Annotated in this window: 14 protein-coding genes; 11 read left to right on the top strand and 3 right to left on the bottom strand. The window is 70.1% G+C overall.

What is annotated here, in order from left to right; genetic code table 11:
• Window positions 1-134 precede the first annotated feature (134 nt).
• From AC5Y5B_RS03865 to AC5Y5B_RS03845, 5 genes are all read left to right on the top strand, one after another.
• Window positions 135-1232, top strand: coding sequence for a hypothetical protein (locus tag AC5Y5B_RS03865; RefSeq protein ID WP_500003707.1), 1098 nt, complete (start codon window positions 135-137; stop codon window positions 1230-1232).
• Entirely contained in the window at window positions 1229-2794 is a 1566-nt protein-coding gene (locus tag AC5Y5B_RS03860; protein WP_500003704.1) for an AAA family ATPase, read from the top strand. Before AC5Y5B_RS03865 ends, AC5Y5B_RS03860 begins: the two co-directional genes overlap by 4 nt.
• 140 nt (window positions 2795-2934) lie before the next feature.
• Window positions 2935-4761, top strand: coding sequence for a phosphoenolpyruvate carboxykinase (GTP) (locus tag AC5Y5B_RS03855; protein WP_112635551.1), 1827 nt, complete (start codon window positions 2935-2937; stop codon window positions 4759-4761).
• 58 nt (window positions 4762-4819) lie between these two features.
• Window positions 4820-6337: a fatty-acid--CoA ligase FadD4 gene (fadD4, locus tag AC5Y5B_RS03850; RefSeq protein WP_500003701.1), complete on the top strand. Its 1518-nt coding sequence runs from the start codon at window positions 4820-4822 to the stop codon at window positions 6335-6337.
• Window positions 6338-6340: 3 nt separating this feature from the next.
• Complete coding sequence (locus AC5Y5B_RS03845) at window positions 6341-7300, top strand: enoyl-CoA hydratase/isomerase family protein (protein ID WP_112635555.1); 960 nt, start codon at window positions 6341-6343, stop codon at window positions 7298-7300.
• On the opposite strand, the gene AC5Y5B_RS03840 is transcribed toward AC5Y5B_RS03845, so the two are convergent.
• Together AC5Y5B_RS03840 and AC5Y5B_RS03835 are read right to left on the bottom strand one after the other, a co-directional pair.
• Window positions 7285-7752, bottom strand: coding sequence for a CD225/dispanin family protein (locus tag AC5Y5B_RS03840; protein WP_500003698.1), 468 nt, complete (start codon window positions 7750-7752; stop codon window positions 7285-7287). The genes AC5Y5B_RS03845 and AC5Y5B_RS03840 overlap by 16 nt on opposite strands.
• Before the next feature lie 130 nt (window positions 7753-7882).
• A complete protein-coding gene (locus AC5Y5B_RS03835) occupies window positions 7883-9037 on the bottom strand; it encodes an acyl-CoA dehydrogenase family protein (RefSeq protein ID WP_165821900.1) in 1155 nt (384 codons plus the stop codon).
• A gap of 145 nt (window positions 9038-9182) precedes the next feature.
• Between AC5Y5B_RS03835 and AC5Y5B_RS03830 the strand changes: the two genes are divergently transcribed.
• From AC5Y5B_RS03830 to AC5Y5B_RS03820, 3 genes are read left to right on the top strand one after another with little or no spacing between them, the layout of a single operon-like run.
• Complete coding sequence (locus tag AC5Y5B_RS03830) at window positions 9183-10199, top strand: MaoC family dehydratase (RefSeq protein WP_112635559.1); 1017 nt, start codon at window positions 9183-9185, stop codon at window positions 10197-10199.
• 30 nt (window positions 10200-10229) lie between these two features.
• Window positions 10230-11411 carry a CoA transferase gene (locus tag AC5Y5B_RS03825; protein ID WP_289176449.1) on the top strand — a complete coding sequence of 394 codons (1182 nt, stop codon included), beginning with the start codon at window positions 10230-10232 and terminating at the stop codon, window positions 11409-11411.
• Complete coding sequence (locus AC5Y5B_RS03820) at window positions 11405-12718, top strand: amidohydrolase family protein (protein WP_500003695.1); 1314 nt, start codon at window positions 11405-11407, stop codon at window positions 12716-12718. Before AC5Y5B_RS03825 ends, AC5Y5B_RS03820 begins: the two co-directional genes overlap by 7 nt.
• A gap of 7 nt (window positions 12719-12725) precedes the next feature.
• Here AC5Y5B_RS03820 and AC5Y5B_RS03815 read toward each other — a convergent pair whose 3' ends face one another.
• Window positions 12726-13625 carry an alpha/beta hydrolase gene (locus AC5Y5B_RS03815; RefSeq protein WP_500003693.1) on the bottom strand — a complete coding sequence of 300 codons (900 nt, stop codon included), beginning with the start codon at window positions 13623-13625 and terminating at the stop codon, window positions 12726-12728.
• Between the two features lie 179 nt (window positions 13626-13804).
• Here AC5Y5B_RS03815 and AC5Y5B_RS03810 point away from each other — a divergent pair, with 179 nt between their 5' ends.
• From AC5Y5B_RS03810 to AC5Y5B_RS03800, 3 genes are all read left to right on the top strand, one after another.
• Complete coding sequence (locus AC5Y5B_RS03810; protein WP_112632785.1) at window positions 13805-14536, top strand: alpha/beta fold hydrolase; 732 nt, start codon at window positions 13805-13807, stop codon at window positions 14534-14536.
• Window positions 14537-14854: 318 nt separating this feature from the next.
• The gene (locus AC5Y5B_RS03805) at window positions 14855-15520 is read left to right on the top strand and encodes a class I SAM-dependent methyltransferase (protein ID WP_112632776.1); all 666 of its coding nucleotides are present in this window, start codon (window positions 14855-14857) and stop codon (window positions 15518-15520) included.
• Window positions 15521-15688: 168 nt separating this feature from the next.
• Window positions 15689-16894, top strand: coding sequence for an alpha/beta hydrolase fold domain-containing protein (locus AC5Y5B_RS03800; protein WP_500003689.1), 1206 nt, complete (start codon window positions 15689-15691; stop codon window positions 16892-16894).
• Window positions 16895-16932: the final 38 nt, after the last annotated feature.

Here is a 16932-nt window from a genome sequence, read left to right as displayed (position 1 = left end):
GGTAACTGATTAACGGTGGCTCGCTTCTTGGTGACGCGGATGCCACCATTCGGTGGGACCGCACGGCCTCGGTGCTGCGCCCAGTAGTTTCGACGCGGCCGGGCGAGGGGTCAGCTGGACCGAACAGGCGGGATATGAGGGGACAAGGACACCAGAGTTTCGTCGACGAGCTGGCGCGGTTTGCGGCCGGCCAGGTCGACCCGCGGGTGGCGGCGATCGCGCAGCGCACCGCCGCACCGCTGCGCGTGGCCGTGCGCGGCCGCCGGGGGGTCGGCTGCCGCACCGTGCGCCGCGCCCTGGACGGCGCCGGGCGCGCGGCGGGGATCGCGGTGGCGGACCCAGTGAGCGAAGGCGATGTCGACGCGGTGGTCCACGTGATCGCGGAGGTGGTCAAGCCCGAGGACACCCAGGCGATCGCGCGGGCATCGGCGGCCGGGCACCCGGTGCTGGCGGTGCTGAACAAGGCCGATCTCGCGGGCTCGCTGTCCGGTCGGGGCGACGGGCCCGTCGCGGCGGCGCGGGCGAGGTGCACCGAGTTCTCGGCGCCCTTCGGCGTGCCGTTCGAGCCGATGACCGGGCTGCTCGCGGTCGCCGCCCTCGACGACCTGGACAGCACCCTGTGGACGGCGCTGTCGACGCTCGCCGCCCACCCCGGCGCCACCGCCTGCTTCGAGGGCTCCTTCGCCGGGTTCCTGACCGCCGACGTCCCGGTGCCGACCGACGTGCGGCAGCGCCTGCTGGAAACCCTCGACCTGTTCGGCACCGCCCTGGCGGTCGCCGCCTTTCGGCAGGGCCGGACCCCGACCCAGGTGCTGACCCTGCTGCACCGGATGAGCGGCGTCGAGGGCGTGCTGGCCAGGCTCGGCGCGCTCGGCGCCGCGGCGCGCTACCAGCGGGTGCGCGACGCCGTCACCGAACTCGAGGCGCTGGCCGCCGGCGGGGGCGGGCTGGGCGAGCGCATCAGCGGGTTCCTGTCGTGCGACGACACCGTGGTCGCCCGGATGGCGGCCGCGGTGGATCTGGCCGAGGCGGCCGGGCTGGACCCGGACGACCGGCGGCCCCGCGACGCTCGTCGTGATCCGGCCGCACACCTGCCGCGGGCGGTGCGCTGGCAGCGCTACAGCCGCGCGTCGGCCAGCGAACTGCACCGCGCCTGCGGCGCAGACATCGCCCGGGGATCGCTGCGGTTGTGGTCTCAGGCCTGTGCCTCGCTGCCGGGGGAATCCTGGTGAGCGGCGAATCCGGCGACGATCCCGTCGCCGTGGTGGACGCGCTGGTGGCGGCGGCCGGGCCCGGGCTGGATCCGCCGGCCATCCAGCGCCTCGACGCCGTGCTGGTGACCGGCCCGTGGATGGCCGGGGTCAGCGCGGTGGCCGACGCGCTGCGTAAGCGGCTCCCGCAGCGCACGTTCGTGGAGTCGACGGACCTCGGTCCCCGCGAGGTGCCGATGGCGGTGGTGTTCGTCGTGTCCGCGGCGGCGAACCTGACCTCGTCGGACTGCGCGCTGCTGGACGCCGCGACCGAGCACACCGACGCGGTCGTCGGGGTGGTGTCCAAGATCGACGTGCACCTGAACTGGCGGGAGATCGTCGCCGCCAACCGCGACGCGCTGGGCGCGCACGCGCCGCGCTACGCGCGGGCGCCCTGGGTGGGCGCGGCGGCCCTGCCCGATCTGGGGGACCCGGACGTCGACGACCTGGTCGAGACCGTCTCGGCGCAACTCGAGGACCCCGATCTGGCACGGCGAAACCGGTTGCGGGCGTGGCAATCCCGGCTGCAGACGCTGAGCCGGCGGTTCGATCGCGAGGTCGAGGGGTCGGGCCGGCGGGCCCGGGTGGAGGCGCTGCGCGAAGAGCGCAGCGCCGCCCTGCAGCAGCGGCGGCAGGCGAAAAGCGAGCGCACCATCACGCTGCGCGGCCAGATCCAGCAGGCCCGGGTGGCGCTGTCGCACTCCGCGCGCAACCGGTGCGCGTCGGTGCGCACCGAACTGCAGGAAAACGCGGCGGGGCTGTCGCGGCGCAAGTTGCCCGGCTTCGAGACGGACGCCTACGAGGCGCTCGAGGAGGCGGTCGCCGAGGTCAGCCGCGACACCGACACGAAACTCGCCGAGGTGGCGCAGGTGGTGGACGTGCCGATGGAGCTGCCGCCGCTCGAGCAGCTGCCCACGGTCGACGTGTCACCGCCGCCGCTGAAGTCCCGCCGGCACGAGACCTGGCTGATGATCCTGCTGGGCGTCGGGTTCGGGCTCGGCGTGGCGCTGACGTTGAGCCGGCTGATGAGCGGGCTGGCCACGCGGCTGAGCCCCGCGCTGTCCGCCGTCGCCGGCCTGGCGTGCGTGGCGATCTCGGTGGCGCTCACCTACATGGTGATCAACCTCCGGGCGCTGCTGCACGACCGGTCGCTGCTGGACCGCTGGGCCGGTGACGTAACGGCCTCGCTGCAATCGGTCGTCGAGGAGCTGGTCGCCACCCGCGTGCTGGTCGCCGAGTCGGTGTTGAGCAAAGCGCTGCTGGCCCACGACGAGGCGGAGAACGCGCAGGTGTCGGCCGCGGTGGGCGTCATCGACGCCGAATTGCGCGAGCACGCCCTGGCGGCCGCGCGCGCCGCCGCCGCGCGGGATCGGGACATGCCGGCGGTGACGGCCGCCCTGGCAGCGGTGCGTGCAGAACTGGGTGAACCGGGTATACGAGAGGACGAAAGTCACGCCGAACAAGCCAGCGCTGACGAGACCCAAAAACCCGCTTCAAGGAGCGAAGATGGCGACCCGTCGGGATCTTCTGAATCGTTGTTGTGAGAAGGCTTATACCTGCCCGAGACTTCCCCGACAAGATCCTCAGGATAACCTGTAGTTAACGCCACCAATTCCTTAATTGTGTGGGCGAGAGCATAGCGAGCAACACCAGCCCGATACGCAGAAGAATCCAGGAGAGTTCGATGACCTCAGCGACCATTCCCGGCTTGGACACAGCACCCACGAATCACCAGGGCCTGCTGTCATGGGTGCAGGAGGTTGCCGAGCTCACCCAGCCCGATCGGGTGGTTTTCGCTGACGGCTCCGACGAGGAGTTCCACCGGCTGGCGGCCCAGCTGGTCGAGGCCGGCACGCTGAAGAAGCTCAACGAGAAGAAGCACCCCAACTCCTACCTGGCGCTGTCGGATCCGTCCGACGTGGCGCGGGTGGAGTCCCGGACCTTCATCTGTTCCGAGCGCCAGATCGACGCGGGCCCGACCAACAACTGGATGGACCCGTCCGAGATGCGGTCCACCATGACCGACCTGTACCGCGGCTGCATGCGCGGACGCACCATGTGGGTGGTGCCGTTCTGCATGGGCCCGCTGGGCGCCGACGACCCCAAGCTGGGTGTGGAGATCACCGACTCGGAGTACGTCGTCATCTCCATGAAGGTGATGACCCGGATGGGCAAGGCCGCGCTGGAGAAGATCGGCGACGACGGGTTCTTCGTCAAGGCGATGCACTCGGTGGGCGCGCCGCTGGAACCGGGCCAAAAGGACGTGCCGTGGCCGTGCAACGACACCAAGTACATCACCCACTTCCCGGAGACCCGCGAGATCATGAGCTACGGCTCCGGTTACGGCGGTAACGCGCTGCTGGGCAAGAAGTGCTACTCGCTGCGCATCGCCTCGGCGATGGCCCACGACGAGGGCTGGCTCGCCGAGCACATGCTGATCCTCAAGCTCATCTCCCCGGAGAACAAGGCCTACTACTTCGCCGCGGCATTCCCGTCGGCGTGCGGCAAGACCAACCTCGCGATGCTGCAGCCGACCATCCCGGGCTGGCGCGCCGAGACGCTCGGCGACGACATCGCCTGGATGCGGTTCGGCAAGGACGGCCGCCTGTACGCGGTCAACCCCGAGTTCGGCTTCTTCGGCGTCGCGCCGGGCACCAACTGGAAGTCCAACCCCAACGCCATGCGCACCATCGAGGGCGGCAACACCGTCTTCACCAACGTGGCGCTCACCGACGACAACGACGTGTGGTGGGAGGGCCTGGAGGGCGAGCCGCAGCACCTGATCGACTGGAAGGGCCGCGACTGGACGCCCGACTCGGGCGAGAAGGCCGCCCACCCCAACTCGCGGTACTGCACCCCGATGTCGCAGTGCCCGATCCTGGCGCCCGAATGGGACGACCCGCAGGGCGTGCCGATCTCCGGCATCCTGTTCGGCGCCCGGCGCAAGACCACGGTTCCGCTGGTGACCCAGGCCCGCGACTGGCAGCACGGCGTGTTCATGGGGGCCACCATGGGCAGCGAGCAGACCGCCGCCGCCGAGGGCAAGGTCGGCACCGTGCGCCGCGACCCGATGGCTATGCTGCCGTTCCTGGGTTACCACGTCGGTGACTACTTCCAGCACTGGATCGACCTGGGCAAGAACTCCGACGAGTCCAAGCTGCCCAAGGTGTTCTTCGTCAACTGGTTCCGCCGCGACGAAGACGGCGGCTTCCTGTGGCCGGGCTTCGGCGAGAACAGCCGGGTGCTCAAGTGGATCGTGGACCGCATCGAGCACCAGGCCGGCGGCCAGGACACCCCGATCGGCATCGTGCCGACGGCCGACGACCTGGACCTGGACGGTCTCGACGTCGACGGCGGTGACGTGGCCAAGGCGCTGGCGGTCAACCCGGCCGAGTGGCGCGAGGAACTGCCCTTGATCGAGGAGTGGTTCGAGTTCGTCGGCGACAAGCTGCCCACCGGCGTGCGCGACGAGTTCGAGGCCCTCAAGCAGCGGCTGTCCGAAGCCGGCTGAGCGACGCGGCCGGCGACCACTTAACACCCGTCAAGTTTGGCGGCGGTACAGTCTGCGCATGCAGATCCGCCCCTACATCGGCGCCGACAAACCTGCTGTCATCCTGTACCCGTCCGGGACGGTCGTCACCTTCGACGACCTCGAAGCGCGAGCCAATCGACTGGCGCACCGGTTCCGCCAGGCGGGTCTGCGTGAGGGCGACACCGTCGCAATCCTGATGGAGAACAACGAGCACATCCATGCGGTGATGTGGGCGGCTCGTCGCAGCGGTTTGTACTACGTGCCGATCAATACCCACCTGACCGCGGCCGAGGCGGCGTACATCATCGACAACAGCAGCGCCAAGGCCATCATCGGCTCGGCGGCGCTGCGCGACACCCTCGCGGGGTTGGCCGAGCACTTGCCCGGCGGCCTACCCGGGCTGCTGCTGATCGCCGATGGTGAGCTGTCCGGCTGGGAGCGTTACCCGGAATGCGTTGCCGGACTGCCCGATTCCCCGATCGACGACGAGATCGAGGGCGACCTGCTGCAGTACTCGTCGGGCACCACGGGGCGGCCCAAGGGCATCAAACGCGAATTGCCGCACGTGCCACCGGCCGAGGCGCCCGGCATGATGTCGGCGTTGGTCAGTTTCTGGATGACGCCCGATTCGGTCTATCTCAGCCCGGCGCCGCTGTACCACACGGCGCCGTCGGTGTGGTCGATGAGCGCGCAGGCCGGCGGCATCACCACCGTCGTCATGGAGAAGTTCGACGCCGAAGGCTGCCTCGACGTCATCGCACGCCACCGGGTCACGCACGGCCAGTTCGTGCCGGCAATGTTCACCCGCATGCTGAAACTGCCTGAGCAGGTGCGTCATTCGTACGACCTGTCCAGCCTGCAGCGGGTGATGCACGCGGCGGCCCCGTGCCCGGTGGAGATCAAGAAGCAGATGATCGACTGGTGGGGGCCGATCATCGACGAGTACTACGCGTCCTCCGAAGCGCACGGCTCGACGCTGATCACCGCCGAAGAGTGGCTGGCCCATCCGGGTTCGGTTGGCAAACCCATGGGCGGCGCCGTGCACATCGTCGACGAGCACGGCAACGAGCTGCCGCCGGGACAGGCCGGCGAGATCTACTTCGAGGGCGGCTACGCGTTCGAATACCTCAACGACCCAACCAAAACCGCCTCCTCGCGCGACAAGCACGGCTGGGCCACCGTCGGCGACATCGGTTACCTGGACGACGAGGGCTACCTGTACCTGACCGACCGGCGCCACCACATGATCATCTCCGGCGGGGTGAACATCTATCCGCAGGAGGCCGAGAACCTGCTGGTCACCCATCCGAAGGTGCTGGACGCCGCGGTGTTCGGGGTGCCCGACGACGAGATGGGCCAGCGCGTGGTGGCGGCCGTGCAGACCGTCGAGGCCGCCGACGCCACCGACGAATTCGCCGAGGAGCTCACGGCGTGGCTGCGAGACCGCTTGGCGCACTACAAATGCCCGCGATCGATCGCCTTCGAAGCGCAGCTGCCACGCACCGACACCGGCAAGCTCTACAAGAACGTGCTGATCGAGAAGTACTCGGTGTGAGCCATGCTCCGGGTGGTCGACCTGTCGAGTGCGCCGCACGACGGCCCGGGGTCGCCGCCCGGGGTGATCGTCTGCATAGGTTCGGCCGCCGACCTCGCCGCGTCCGAATCCTGGCTTGACGCGGCAACTTTCACGCTCACCGAGGAACCCTGCGCCGACCGGCGGGTGGTCACCGTCGAGTCGGTGCCGGCGACCCTGGACGAGCTGACGGCACGCTGCGGACGGTGGCCGCACGCCAGCGCCGTCTGTGACGACGTGCTGCGCGCGGTGGACCCGCTCGGCCCGACGCTGCCCGGGGTGATGACCGAGTCGTTGGCGTACTCGACCCTGCAGGCCGGCCCGGAGTTCGCGCGGTGGCTCCGCGAGCGGGGCCCGGCTCGCGTGCCCGAGATCGCCGACCCGGTGCGGGCGACGCGCGACGGCGACGTCGTGCGCATCGCGTTCAACCGTCCCCAGCGGCACAATGCGTTCTCCACCGATGCGCGCGCGGCGCTGTTGGAGGCCCTGGCCGTGGCGCAGCTGGACCCGTCGGTCACCGGCATGGTGTTGAGCGGCAACGGCCCGTCGTTCTGCAGCGGCGGGGACCTCGCCGAATTCGGCACCTTCGCCGAACCGGCGAGTGCGCATCTGGCCCGCACCCGCTACAGCCCGGCCCTGGCGCTCGATGCGCTGACGGTCAGGCTCGGCCGGGCGTGCCGGGCGGAGGTGCACGGCCGGGTGCTGGGCAGCGGACTGGAGATGGCGGCGTTCTGCGGGTGGGTCACCGCCCGCGACGACGCGGTGTTCGGGCTACCCGAATTGGCGTTGGGGCTGCTCCCCGGCGCCGGTGGCACCGTCAGCGTCACACGGCGGATAGGCCGTTGGCGCACAGCGTATCTCGTGTTGTCCGGGCGCGCCGTGGGCGCGCCCACCGCGCTGGACTGGGGGCTGGTGGACGAGGTCGGGGTTCAGAAGCCCGAATAGGTGGTGGTGGTCGTGGACGGGATGGACGACACGATCGCGGCGAACATGGCGAACCACAGCACCACACCGATCACCGCCGCGACGGCACCCACGATCGCGCCGATGATGGCCCACTTCTTGGCGTTGTTCGACGCCTCCTGGGCTTCGGCGTAGCGGCCCTGGACCCACAGCCCGGACACCTTGGTGGAGTAGACGATCGACACGATCCCGAACGGCAGGCAGCACAGCACCGTGACCAGGATCGCCCAGACCAGATAGTTCTCCGGCTCCTGCCATCCCGGCTGGGGCGCCGGCCATCCGGCGGGCGGGGGCTGCCCCTGCCACCCCGGCGGCTGCTGGCCCTGCCACCCGGCGGGGTGCTGAGCCTGCCATTCCGGTTGTTGGCCTTGCCATTCCGGTTGCTGCCCCTGCCATTCTGGCGAACCGCCGGGCGGCACGGGAGGATAACTCATGGCGGCTGCCTTTCCCTGTGGTTCCCGCGGTTGGCGAACAGCTTTGCTGCCGTACCGGTTCGCCCGCCGGAGAAGTCAGGTAAATATACCCCCAAACATTGTTCTCGGGCCGTGAGATTCGCGGGCCGGATCAGATCCCGCCGCGCGTCACCAGCTGGCGGGCAATCACGTTGCGCTGGATCTCGTTGGTGCCTTCGCCGACGATCATCAGCGGCGCGTCCCGGAAGTAGCGTTCCACATCGTATTCGGTGGAATAGCCGTAGCCGCCGTGGATTCGCACCGCGTTCAGCGCGATCTCCATGGCGACCTCGGAGGCGAAGAGTTTGGCCATCCCCGCTTCCATGTCGCAGCGTTCGCCGCTGTCGTAGCGCTCGGCGGCGTACCGGGTGAGCTGTCGCGCCGCGGTGAGTTTGGTCGCCATGTCGGCCAGGTAGTTCCCGATCGACTGATGCTGCCAGATGGGCTGGCCGAAGCTCTCCCGCTGCTGGGCGTAGGCCAGGGCGTCTTCGAGCGCCGCGGTGCCAACGCCGAGGGCGCGGGCGGCCACCTGGATACGTCCGGTCTCCAGGCCCTTCATCATCTGTGAAAAGCCATCGCCCGCAACGCCTCCCAGCAACGCCGTGCGAGGTAGGCGGAAGTTGTCGAATGACAGCTCGCACGACTCCACGCCCTTGTAGCCCAGCTTGGGCAGGTCCCGCGACACCGTCAGGCCCGGCCCGTGCTCGACGAGCGCGATCGAGATGCCCCGGTGACGCGGGGTGGCGTCCGGGTCGGTCTTGCACATCAGGGCGATCAGCCTGGAACGGCGGGCGTTGCTGATCCAGGTCTTGGATCCGTTGATCACCAGGTGATCGGCGTCGTCGGGGCCGGCGGGCAGCGCGGTGGTGGTCATGTTCTGCAGATCCGAGCCGCCGCCGGGCTCGGTTAGCGCCATGGTGGCGCGCACCTCGCCGGTGGCCATCCGCGGCAGGTAGCTGCGCTTCTGGTCCTCGGTGCCGAACAGCGTCAGCAACTTCGCGACCACGGTGTGCCCGCCCATCGCACCGGCCAGGCTCATCCAGCCGCGCGCCAGTTCCTCGGTGACGCGCACGTAGCACGGCATCGACACCGGCGAACCGCCGTACTCCTCCGGAACGGCCAGACCGTAGATGCCGATCCGCTTCATCTGCTCGATCCAGGCCTCGGGGTAGGCGTTTTCGTGTTCGACCTCGCGAATGCTCGGTTTGACGTCGCGGTCGATGAACGCCCGCACCGTGGCGACCAGCATCTCTTCTTCGTCGTTCAGTTCCCCGCTCACCCGCGACCACCCGATCCACTTGCGCCGAACGTCGACTTGATGTGCGAAATCGGAGCGAAAGGGCGCCACCAAGTCGACGGCGGGTCGATTCCGAATTGACCCTCGATTCCACAGCCTGCCAGCATGGGTCGTTGTGACGCGTGACGGGTATGCGGGAATCCGCGAGGGCGGACCGTACTTCGACGACCTCTCGGTGGGGCAGGTGTTCGACTGGGCGCCGTCGATGACGCTGTCGTCCGGATTGGCGGGCGCTCACCAGGCGATCGTGGGCGACCGGCTGCGGCTGGCGCTGGACGCCGACCTGTGCGGCGCGGTGACGGGCCTGCCGGCGCCGTTGGCCCACCCGGGGCTGGTGTGCGACGTGGCGATCGGGCAGTCGACGCTGGTGACCCAGCGGGTCAAGGCCAACCTGTTCTATCGCGGTCTGGTGTTCCACCGGTTTCCGGTGATCGGCGATTCCCTCTACACCCGCACCGAAGTGGTTGGGCTGCGGGCGAATTCGTCGAAGCCGGGACGGGCGCCGACCGGACTGGCGGCGCTGCGGATGATCACGATCGACCAGGCCGATCAGTTGGTGCTCGACTTCTACCGGTGTGGCATGCTGCCGGCCGGCCCGGATTGGCGGCCGGAGGACGGGCCGCACGACGATCTGTCCGGCATCGGCGCCGACGTGGCCGGCCCGGCCCACGATCCGACCGCGCACTGGGCCGGCGAGGTGTTCCGGGACAAGGTGCCCGGCCCGCACTTCGACGCCGGCGTGGCGGGTGCGGTGCTACACAGCACCGCCGACGTGGTCAGCGGTGCTCCCGAACTTGCCCGGCTCACCTTAAATATCGCTGCCACGCACCATGATTCGCGGGTCGGCGGTCGCCGGCTGGTGTATGGCGGGCATACCATCGGGCTGGCCTTGGCGCAGGCGTGCAGGTTGCTGCCCAATCTGGTGACGGTGTTGAACTGGCAATCCTGCGATCACACCGGGCCCGTGCACGAGGGCGACACGCTCTACAGCGAGCTGCACGTCGAATCGGCCGAGCCCACCGATCACGGCGGCGTGCTGGGGCTGCGCTCGCTGGTGTATGCGGTCAGCGACACCGCGGGTGAACCGGACCGTCCGGTGCTGGACTGGCGGTTTCACGCGCTGCAGTTCTGAGACGAGGTGCGCCACGCGCACAATGGGGACGTGAGCTCGGCGGCAACCCACTGGGGAAGCAGCGGGCTGGCCCATTTGACCGGCCTGCCCGACGGTCCCGCCGACTTCTCCCGCGCCAACGTGCTGACTCGCGCCCTCGAGGTCGCCACGGCCGTCGGTGACCGGCTGGGCATCGCTGTCGATGCACCGAGCCTGCTGACGGGGCGGGCGGCATTGCTGGGATTGACCCGCGCCGGGCGGGTCTCGCCCGGCGGCGCCACCCGCCTGCTGGCCGCCCGCGATGGCTGGTGCGCGCTCACCCTGTCGCGCGCCGACGACGTCGACGCCGTCCCGGCGCTGGTGCAGGCCAACGACGTGGGCGCCGACCCGTGGCCGGTGCTGGAGCGGTGGGCCGCCACCCGCCCGGCGTCGGAGATCGTCGAACGGGCGGGGCTGCTCGACATGCCGGCGGCGGGCCTGGGCGAGGCCGTGCCCGCGCCGCCGCGGATACGCGCCGCCGGAGCGCGGGTGGCACCGCGCCCGCCGCAGGGTCTGCTGGTGGCCGACCTGTCCTCGATGTGGGCGGGCCCCCTGTGCGCGGGGCTGCTGGCCCGCGCCGGCGCCACCGTCGTCAAGGTCGAAAGCCCGCGGCGCCCCGACGGCACCCGGGCAGGCAACCGGGCGTTCTTCGACTGGATCAACGGCCAAAAGCTCTGCTATGCACTAGATCTCGAAACTCAAACCGACGAATTGCGGGACTTGCTGGCCGTCAGCGACATCATCATCGAGGGCTCGCGCCCCGCGGCCCTGGCGCGCCGCGGGCTCGGACCCGATGACATCACGCCGCGCGCCGGCCGAATCTGGTTGCAAATCATCGGTTATGACGGCCGCAGACCGGGATTCGGCGACGACGCCGCGGTGGCCGGTGGGCTGGTCGGCACCAGCGCCGACGGGCCGGTGTTCTGCGGCGACGCGATCGCCGACCCGCTGACCGGGCTGGACGCGACCCTGGCGGTGGCCGAATCCCTGGGCCGCGGTGGCGGCGAGTTGATCCGCGTATCCATGGCCGGGGTCGCCGCGGCCTACGCGGCGCTACCGACCGGGCCGTCGGCATCGAGCGCGCGCGTGTCGGCCCCGCAGGCGCCGCCGGCCTCCCCGCCGGCGTCCGGGCTGGGTGCCGACAACGAGGCCGTACGCCGCCTGGTCGGCCAGAAGCGGTGTCTGTCATGCTGATCCAACGGGCCACCTTGCTGGACGGGACCAGGACCGACATCCGGGTGGGTGCGCTGATCGAGGAGATCGCCCCGCCGGGCGAGGGCCTGGCGGCGCGCCCGGGGGAGGGCGTGCTGTACGCCGGCGGTGGCACCGTCCTGCCCGGCCTGCACGATCACCATGTGCACCTGCGCTCGGCGGCCTCGGCGCAGGATTCGTTCCTCGTCGGGCCGCCCGGGGTCAGCACCGAAACCGAACTCGCCCACTTGCTGGCCAACGCCACGCCGGGCCCCGACGGCTGGATTCGCGCGGTGGGCTACCACGATTCGGTTGCCGGAGAACTCGATCGGGGCGCGCTCGACGCCATCGTCCCCCACATTCCCGTGCGCATCCAGCACCGCAGCGGGGCGCTGTGGATCCTCAATTCCGAAGCGCTGGGCCGGGTCGGGCTGGCCGAGCATCCCGACGGCCGGCTGCGCAGCGCCGACCGCGGCTGGTCGTTGGCCCTGCAGCGGCGCGAAACCGATCTGGCCGAATTGAGCCGCCGGATCACCGCGACCGGTGTCACCGGCGTCACCGACGCCAGCCCGGATCTGGACGCCGACGACATCGAATCGCTGACGACCGCGCACCGGCGCGGCGAGTTCCGGCCCCGGTTGAGCTTCCTGTCGCCGGGCAAGAAGATCCTGCACGACGACGCCCTGGACCTCGACGGGCTCACGGAATGGGTTGCGCGCCAGCATGACAACGGTCAGCCGGTGGCCGTGCACTGCGTGACCGCGGCCCAGCTGGTGGTGACCATCGCGGCCCTGCGCGAGGCGGGCGGCCACCCGCACGACCGCATCGAGCACGCCGCGGTGGTGCCCGACGACAACCTGTCCGACCTCGCCGGGCTCGGGGTCACGGTGGTGACGCAGCCCAACTTCGTCGCCGAGCGCGGCGACCAATACCTCGCCGAGGTCCCCGCCGCCGAGCACGATCAGCTGTGGCGCGTCGCATCCCTGCGCAACGCGCGGGTGCCGGTCGCGTTGTCCACCGACATGCCGTTCGGCCACGGCGATCCCTGGACGGCGATGCGCGCCGCGGTGCACCGCACCACGGTCCAGGGCGCCGTTCTCGGCCCGCGCGAATGCGTCTCGGCGCGAGAGGCTTTGACGATGTTTTTGGGCCGAGCCGATCAGCCGGGCCGGCCGCGCACCGTGGACGTCGGGCAGCCGGGGGACCTTTGTGTGCTCAACGAACCGCCGCAGACGGCGCTGGCCGCCCTGGACGCCGGCCTGGTGGCGGCGACCGTCATCGGCGGTGAGTTGGTGTACTTCGCGATGTGAGGCGGTGTCAGGCGGCCGGGCTGAGCGCGGCGCGCAGACTGGTGCATTGGCTGTCGAAAAACCGCCGCGACACTTGGGCTTTCGGCAACACCAGGTCGAAGCCGTGGAAGGCGCCCGGAATGGTTTCGACCTGGCACGGCACCCCCGCGGCCGTCAGGCGCTCGGCGTAGGCGAGGTCTTCGTCGTGGAACAGGTCGTGCGTGCCCACCCCGATCCAGGCCGGCGGCAATCCGCTGAGGTCGTCGCGGCGCCCGGGCACGGCGACCTCGGGGTCGGCGTTGCCGAGATACGCCGCCCAGCCGAACTTGTTGCTGCGGTTGTCCCACAACCGGTAGTGCGCCCTGGGTGCGGTGGCCGAGCTGCGGTCGTCGAGCATGGGGTAGGTCAGCAGCTGAAATGCCGGGCTCAGCTCGGCGCGGTCGCGGGCCAGCAGGGCCAGGGCCGCCGCGAGGCCGCCGCCGGCGCTGGCGCCGCCGATGGCGATGCGGTAGCGGTCCACCGAGGGCAGCCCGGCCAGCCAGGTCAATGCCGAATAGCAGTCTTCCAGCGGCGTGGGATACGGATGTTCGGGCGCCAGACGGTATTCCACCGAGGCGACGGTGATGCCCAGTCGCCTGCTGAAGCCGCTGCACAGCTGGTCATCCTGTTGGGCGGTGCCGATCACGTATCCGCCGCCGTGGATCCACAACAGCGCGGGCGCGGGCGCGCTGACTCCGGCGGGCCGGAACAGCCGGACGCCGGCCCCCGAACCCAGGGTGATCGATTCGACGCCGGCGACGGGCTTGCCCAGGCGTGCCCGCCACGCGAGCCCCGCCCGCATCAGCGGCAGGGTCCTTGGACCGACGAGCCGACGTGGGGCGACGCGGGCGAATCGTTGCAGGTCAGGATGAACATCGTTGTTCGTCACCGCATCAGTATCACCGACGCGGAAAATCAGGGGACGGCTATAGGGGATCTGCCGTGCACCATCGACATCTAGGAGGCAGCGTGACCGCCAACACCCCCCGGCTCGCTTCGCGGTTCGTCGACACGGCTCTGGGAACGCTGCGCGTTCAGGTCAGTGCGGGCACCGGACCCGCCGTCCTGATGTGGCCGAGCCTGTTGATGACGGGCGACCTGTGGGCCGGGCAGGCCGCGCGCTTCGGCGACAGCCATCGCCTGGTGCTGATCGATCCGCCCGGCCACGGCGCCAGTGCGCCGCTGCGCGCGATGTTCAGCTTCACCGACTGCGCGCGCTGCGTCGTCGACCTGATGGACGGCCTCGACATCGACAGGGCCCATTTCGTCGGCAACTCGTGGGGCGGGATGATCGGCGGCACCTTCGCCGCCCGTCACCCCGACCGCCTCGACCGCGCGGTGCTGATGAATTGCACGGCCTCGAAAGCCGGTGTCGCGCAACAGGTGCAGTATGCCGCCATGCTGTGGTTGGCGAAGGTGCTCGGCGGCATCCGGCCGCCGCTGACCCACTCGGCCGTCCGCGCTTTCCTGGGGCCGACGACGCTGCGCACCCGCCCGGACGTGGTGGCGACCGTGCGGGCAGCCGTGCAGTCGGTGGACACCGATTCGGTCCGCTGGGCGGTGCGCAGCGTGGTGTCCGCGCGGCCCGACCAGCACGCCCTGCTAGCGGGGGTCACGGCGCCGGTGCTGGTGGTCGCCGGCGCGGAAGACGCCACCTTTCCGGTGGCCGAGACCCGCGCCATGGCCGACTCGATCCCCGGCGCGTCCTTCGCCGTGCTCGACGGGGTCGCGCACCTGGCGGCGCTCGAAGAGCCCGCACGGGTCAACGAGCTGCTGGACGCGTTCTTGTTCGGCCGATGAGGTAGGCCGACGCCGTCCCGCCACGAGCCGAAAAGCCTTGCCCGAGAACATAACTCCGAAGCACCCGCTACCCCGGCGAGGGCGGCGCGCACGTCCGGCACGCGCCGGTGGGTGAACCGTGCCGGTCGCTGCACCGTAGCCGCAGGGAGGGTCTGGACGAGAAATGGATTAACGGAGCCACGATCGGGGTATCGGAGCAATGCTGACGCACGGGCTTGCCGTCAGCGTGTTGGGGTTTGCCGGTGCGTCGCCGCAACGTCCCGCAACGGGACCGAGTGGCGGCACACCGCCCGATCGGCCAGGACGCGAGGACGTGGAATGCTTGGGCAGCTTTACGATCGGGCACTTGGCGGGGAGCGATGTTGGATCCGTCATGACGACGGCGAACTGCGGCCGCTGCCGGCGCACCGATGGTTGGGTGCGCGACGTCCCGGCGACGGAACTGGCGACGCCGTCGACCAAGCCTTCGACGAAATCTTCGACGAAGCCGTCACGCGGATGTGCACCGGACCGACAATCGAGCTGGGTTGCGGTCCGGGCCGGTTGGTGGCGAGGCTGGTGCAGCGGGGCATCCCCGCGCTCGGCATCGACCGGTCCGCGACCGCGATCCAGCTGGCGGGTCGCGGTGGTGCACCCGCCCTGTTGGGCGACGTCTTCGAGCCGCTGCCGGGCACGGGCCTGTGGCAGACGGTCCTATTGGTCGACGGCAATGTCGGGCTCGGCGGGGATCCCCGCCGAATCCTCGGGCGCGCCTTCGAGCTGTTGGCCCGCGGCGGGCGGTGCGTGGCCGAATTCGAGGCCGAGGCCATCGGCATCTGTTCGCGCTGGGTGCGCCTGGAGTCGGCGGGGGAGGTCGGACCCTGGTTTCGCTGGGCATCCGTCGGGGTGGACAGCGCCGCCGCCCTGGCCGCGCAGGTGGGGCTGACGCTGACCAGCGTCAGCCTTATCGGTGGCCGGGTGATCGCCGACCTGACGGCCGGGTAAGCGTGTCGTACACAGCAAAATTCGGCGAACGCAGCGAACCTTCAAAAGCCGTTCAAACAGCGTAAATATCGTCGTCAGCGAGCATGCCCGGCAAAGCGATTCCGCCACGCCCGCGCGTTCTGAGGAAACCTCAGTTTGCGAAACCCCGTGAGGGGTACAGTCCCGTTCATGACGGCGAATGGTCCGGGCATTACCGATTGCGTGAAATGGTTGCTGCGGGCCCGCCCCGGCGACTATGCGCTGGCGTTGAGTGTGGCCGGGGCTTCGCTGCCCGTGGTAGGCAAGCATCTTGAACCCCTGGGGGGTTTGACCGCCATGGGTGTGTGGGGCGCCCGGCACGCGCCCGAGGCGATCTCCGCGGTGACCAAAGGCTGGTTCACACCCGGCATCAACGACGTCCGTCGCCGTGACCGCGAGAGCACCCAGCAGGTGTCCCTCGCCGCATTGCGTGGGGTCGTGGCGGCCGCGGACCTCGAGGCGGACTGGCCCGTCGCCGAGAAGACGCCGCCGATCTGGGACGGCCTGCGCCAGCGCCGCTATCTCTATCGCCGCGCCGTCCACTACGGGGACCACCCCGATCAGGTGCTCGACGTCTGGCGGCGCAAGGACCTGCCGGCGCAACCCGCACCCGTCCTGATCTTCCTGCCGGGCGGCGCCTGGGTGCACGGCAAGTGCATGGGCCAGGGATCGGCGCTGATGTCCCGGCTCGCCGAGCAGGGCTGGGTTTGCCTGGCGGTCAACTACCGCGTCTCGCCGCACCACCGCTGGCCCCGCCATATCGTCGACGTCAAGACCGCCATCGCGTGGGCGCGCGCCAACGTCGACAAGTTCGGCGGCGACCGCGATTTCGTTGCGGTGGCGGGATGTTCGGCCGGTGGGCACCTGAGCGCGCTGGCCGGGCTGACGCCCCACGACCCGCAATTCCAGGCGAAGCTGCCCGAGGGCGCGGACACCTCGGTGGACGCGGTCGTCGGGATCTACGGCCGCTACGACTGGGAGGATCGCTCCACGCCGGAGCGCGAACGGTTCGTCGAATTCCTCGAGCGCGTCGTGGTGAAAAAGTCGATCGCCCGGCGCCCCGAGATCTTCCGCGACGCGTCCCCGATCGCGCGCGTGCACCGAAACGCGCCGCCCTTCTTGGTCATTCACGGCAGCAAGGACACCGTGATCCCGGTCGAGCAGGCGCGCAGCTTCATCGAGCGGCTGCGGGCGGTGTCGCATTCGATGGTCGGCTACCTGGAATTCCCGGGCGCCGGTCACGGCTATGACCTGCTCGACGGCGAGCGTGCCGGCGCCGCGGCGCACGTCACTTCGCTGTTCCTCAACCAGATTTACCGCACCAAGACACGCGTCGGGGCTAAAGAGGTCATCTGAACCGGCACCGCTGAGTATGGTCCCTCTATGGGCAAGGG

Source organism: Mycobacterium sp. NGS33 (assembly GCF_059812885.1).
Note: the sequence above shows the minus strand (reverse complement) of the source record. Positions and strands in the feature narration are given on the sequence as shown.

What these genes read in the sequence shown, in the direction of transcription:
- AC5Y5B_RS03805 (WP_112632776.1), top strand. Translation starts at nt 14,855, where the DNA reads ATGCTTGGGCAGCTTTACGATCGGGCACTTGGCGGGGAGCGATGTTGG.
- AC5Y5B_RS03800 (WP_500003689.1), top strand. Translation starts at nt 15,689, where the DNA reads ATGACGGCGAATGGTCCGGGCATTACCGATTGCGTGAAATGGTTGCTG.
- fadD4 (WP_500003701.1), top strand. Translation starts at nt 4,820, where the DNA reads ATGCAGATCCGCCCCTACATCGGCGCCGACAAACCTGCTGTCATCCTG.
- AC5Y5B_RS03820 (WP_500003695.1), top strand. Translation starts at nt 11,405, where the DNA reads ATGCTGATCCAACGGGCCACCTTGCTGGACGGGACCAGGACCGACATC.
- AC5Y5B_RS03840 (WP_500003698.1), bottom strand. Translation starts at nt 7,752, where the DNA reads ATGAGTTATCCTCCCGTGCCGCCCGGCGGTTCGCCAGAATGGCAGGGG.
- AC5Y5B_RS03810 (WP_112632785.1), top strand. Translation starts at nt 13,805, where the DNA reads ATGTGGCCGAGCCTGTTGATGACGGGCGACCTGTGGGCCGGGCAGGCC.
- AC5Y5B_RS03855 (WP_112635551.1), top strand. Translation starts at nt 2,935, where the DNA reads ATGACCTCAGCGACCATTCCCGGCTTGGACACAGCACCCACGAATCAC.
- AC5Y5B_RS03845 (WP_112635555.1), top strand. Translation starts at nt 6,341, where the DNA reads ATGCTCCGGGTGGTCGACCTGTCGAGTGCGCCGCACGACGGCCCGGGG.
- AC5Y5B_RS03865 (WP_500003707.1), top strand. Translation starts at nt 135, where the DNA reads ATGAGGGGACAAGGACACCAGAGTTTCGTCGACGAGCTGGCGCGGTTT.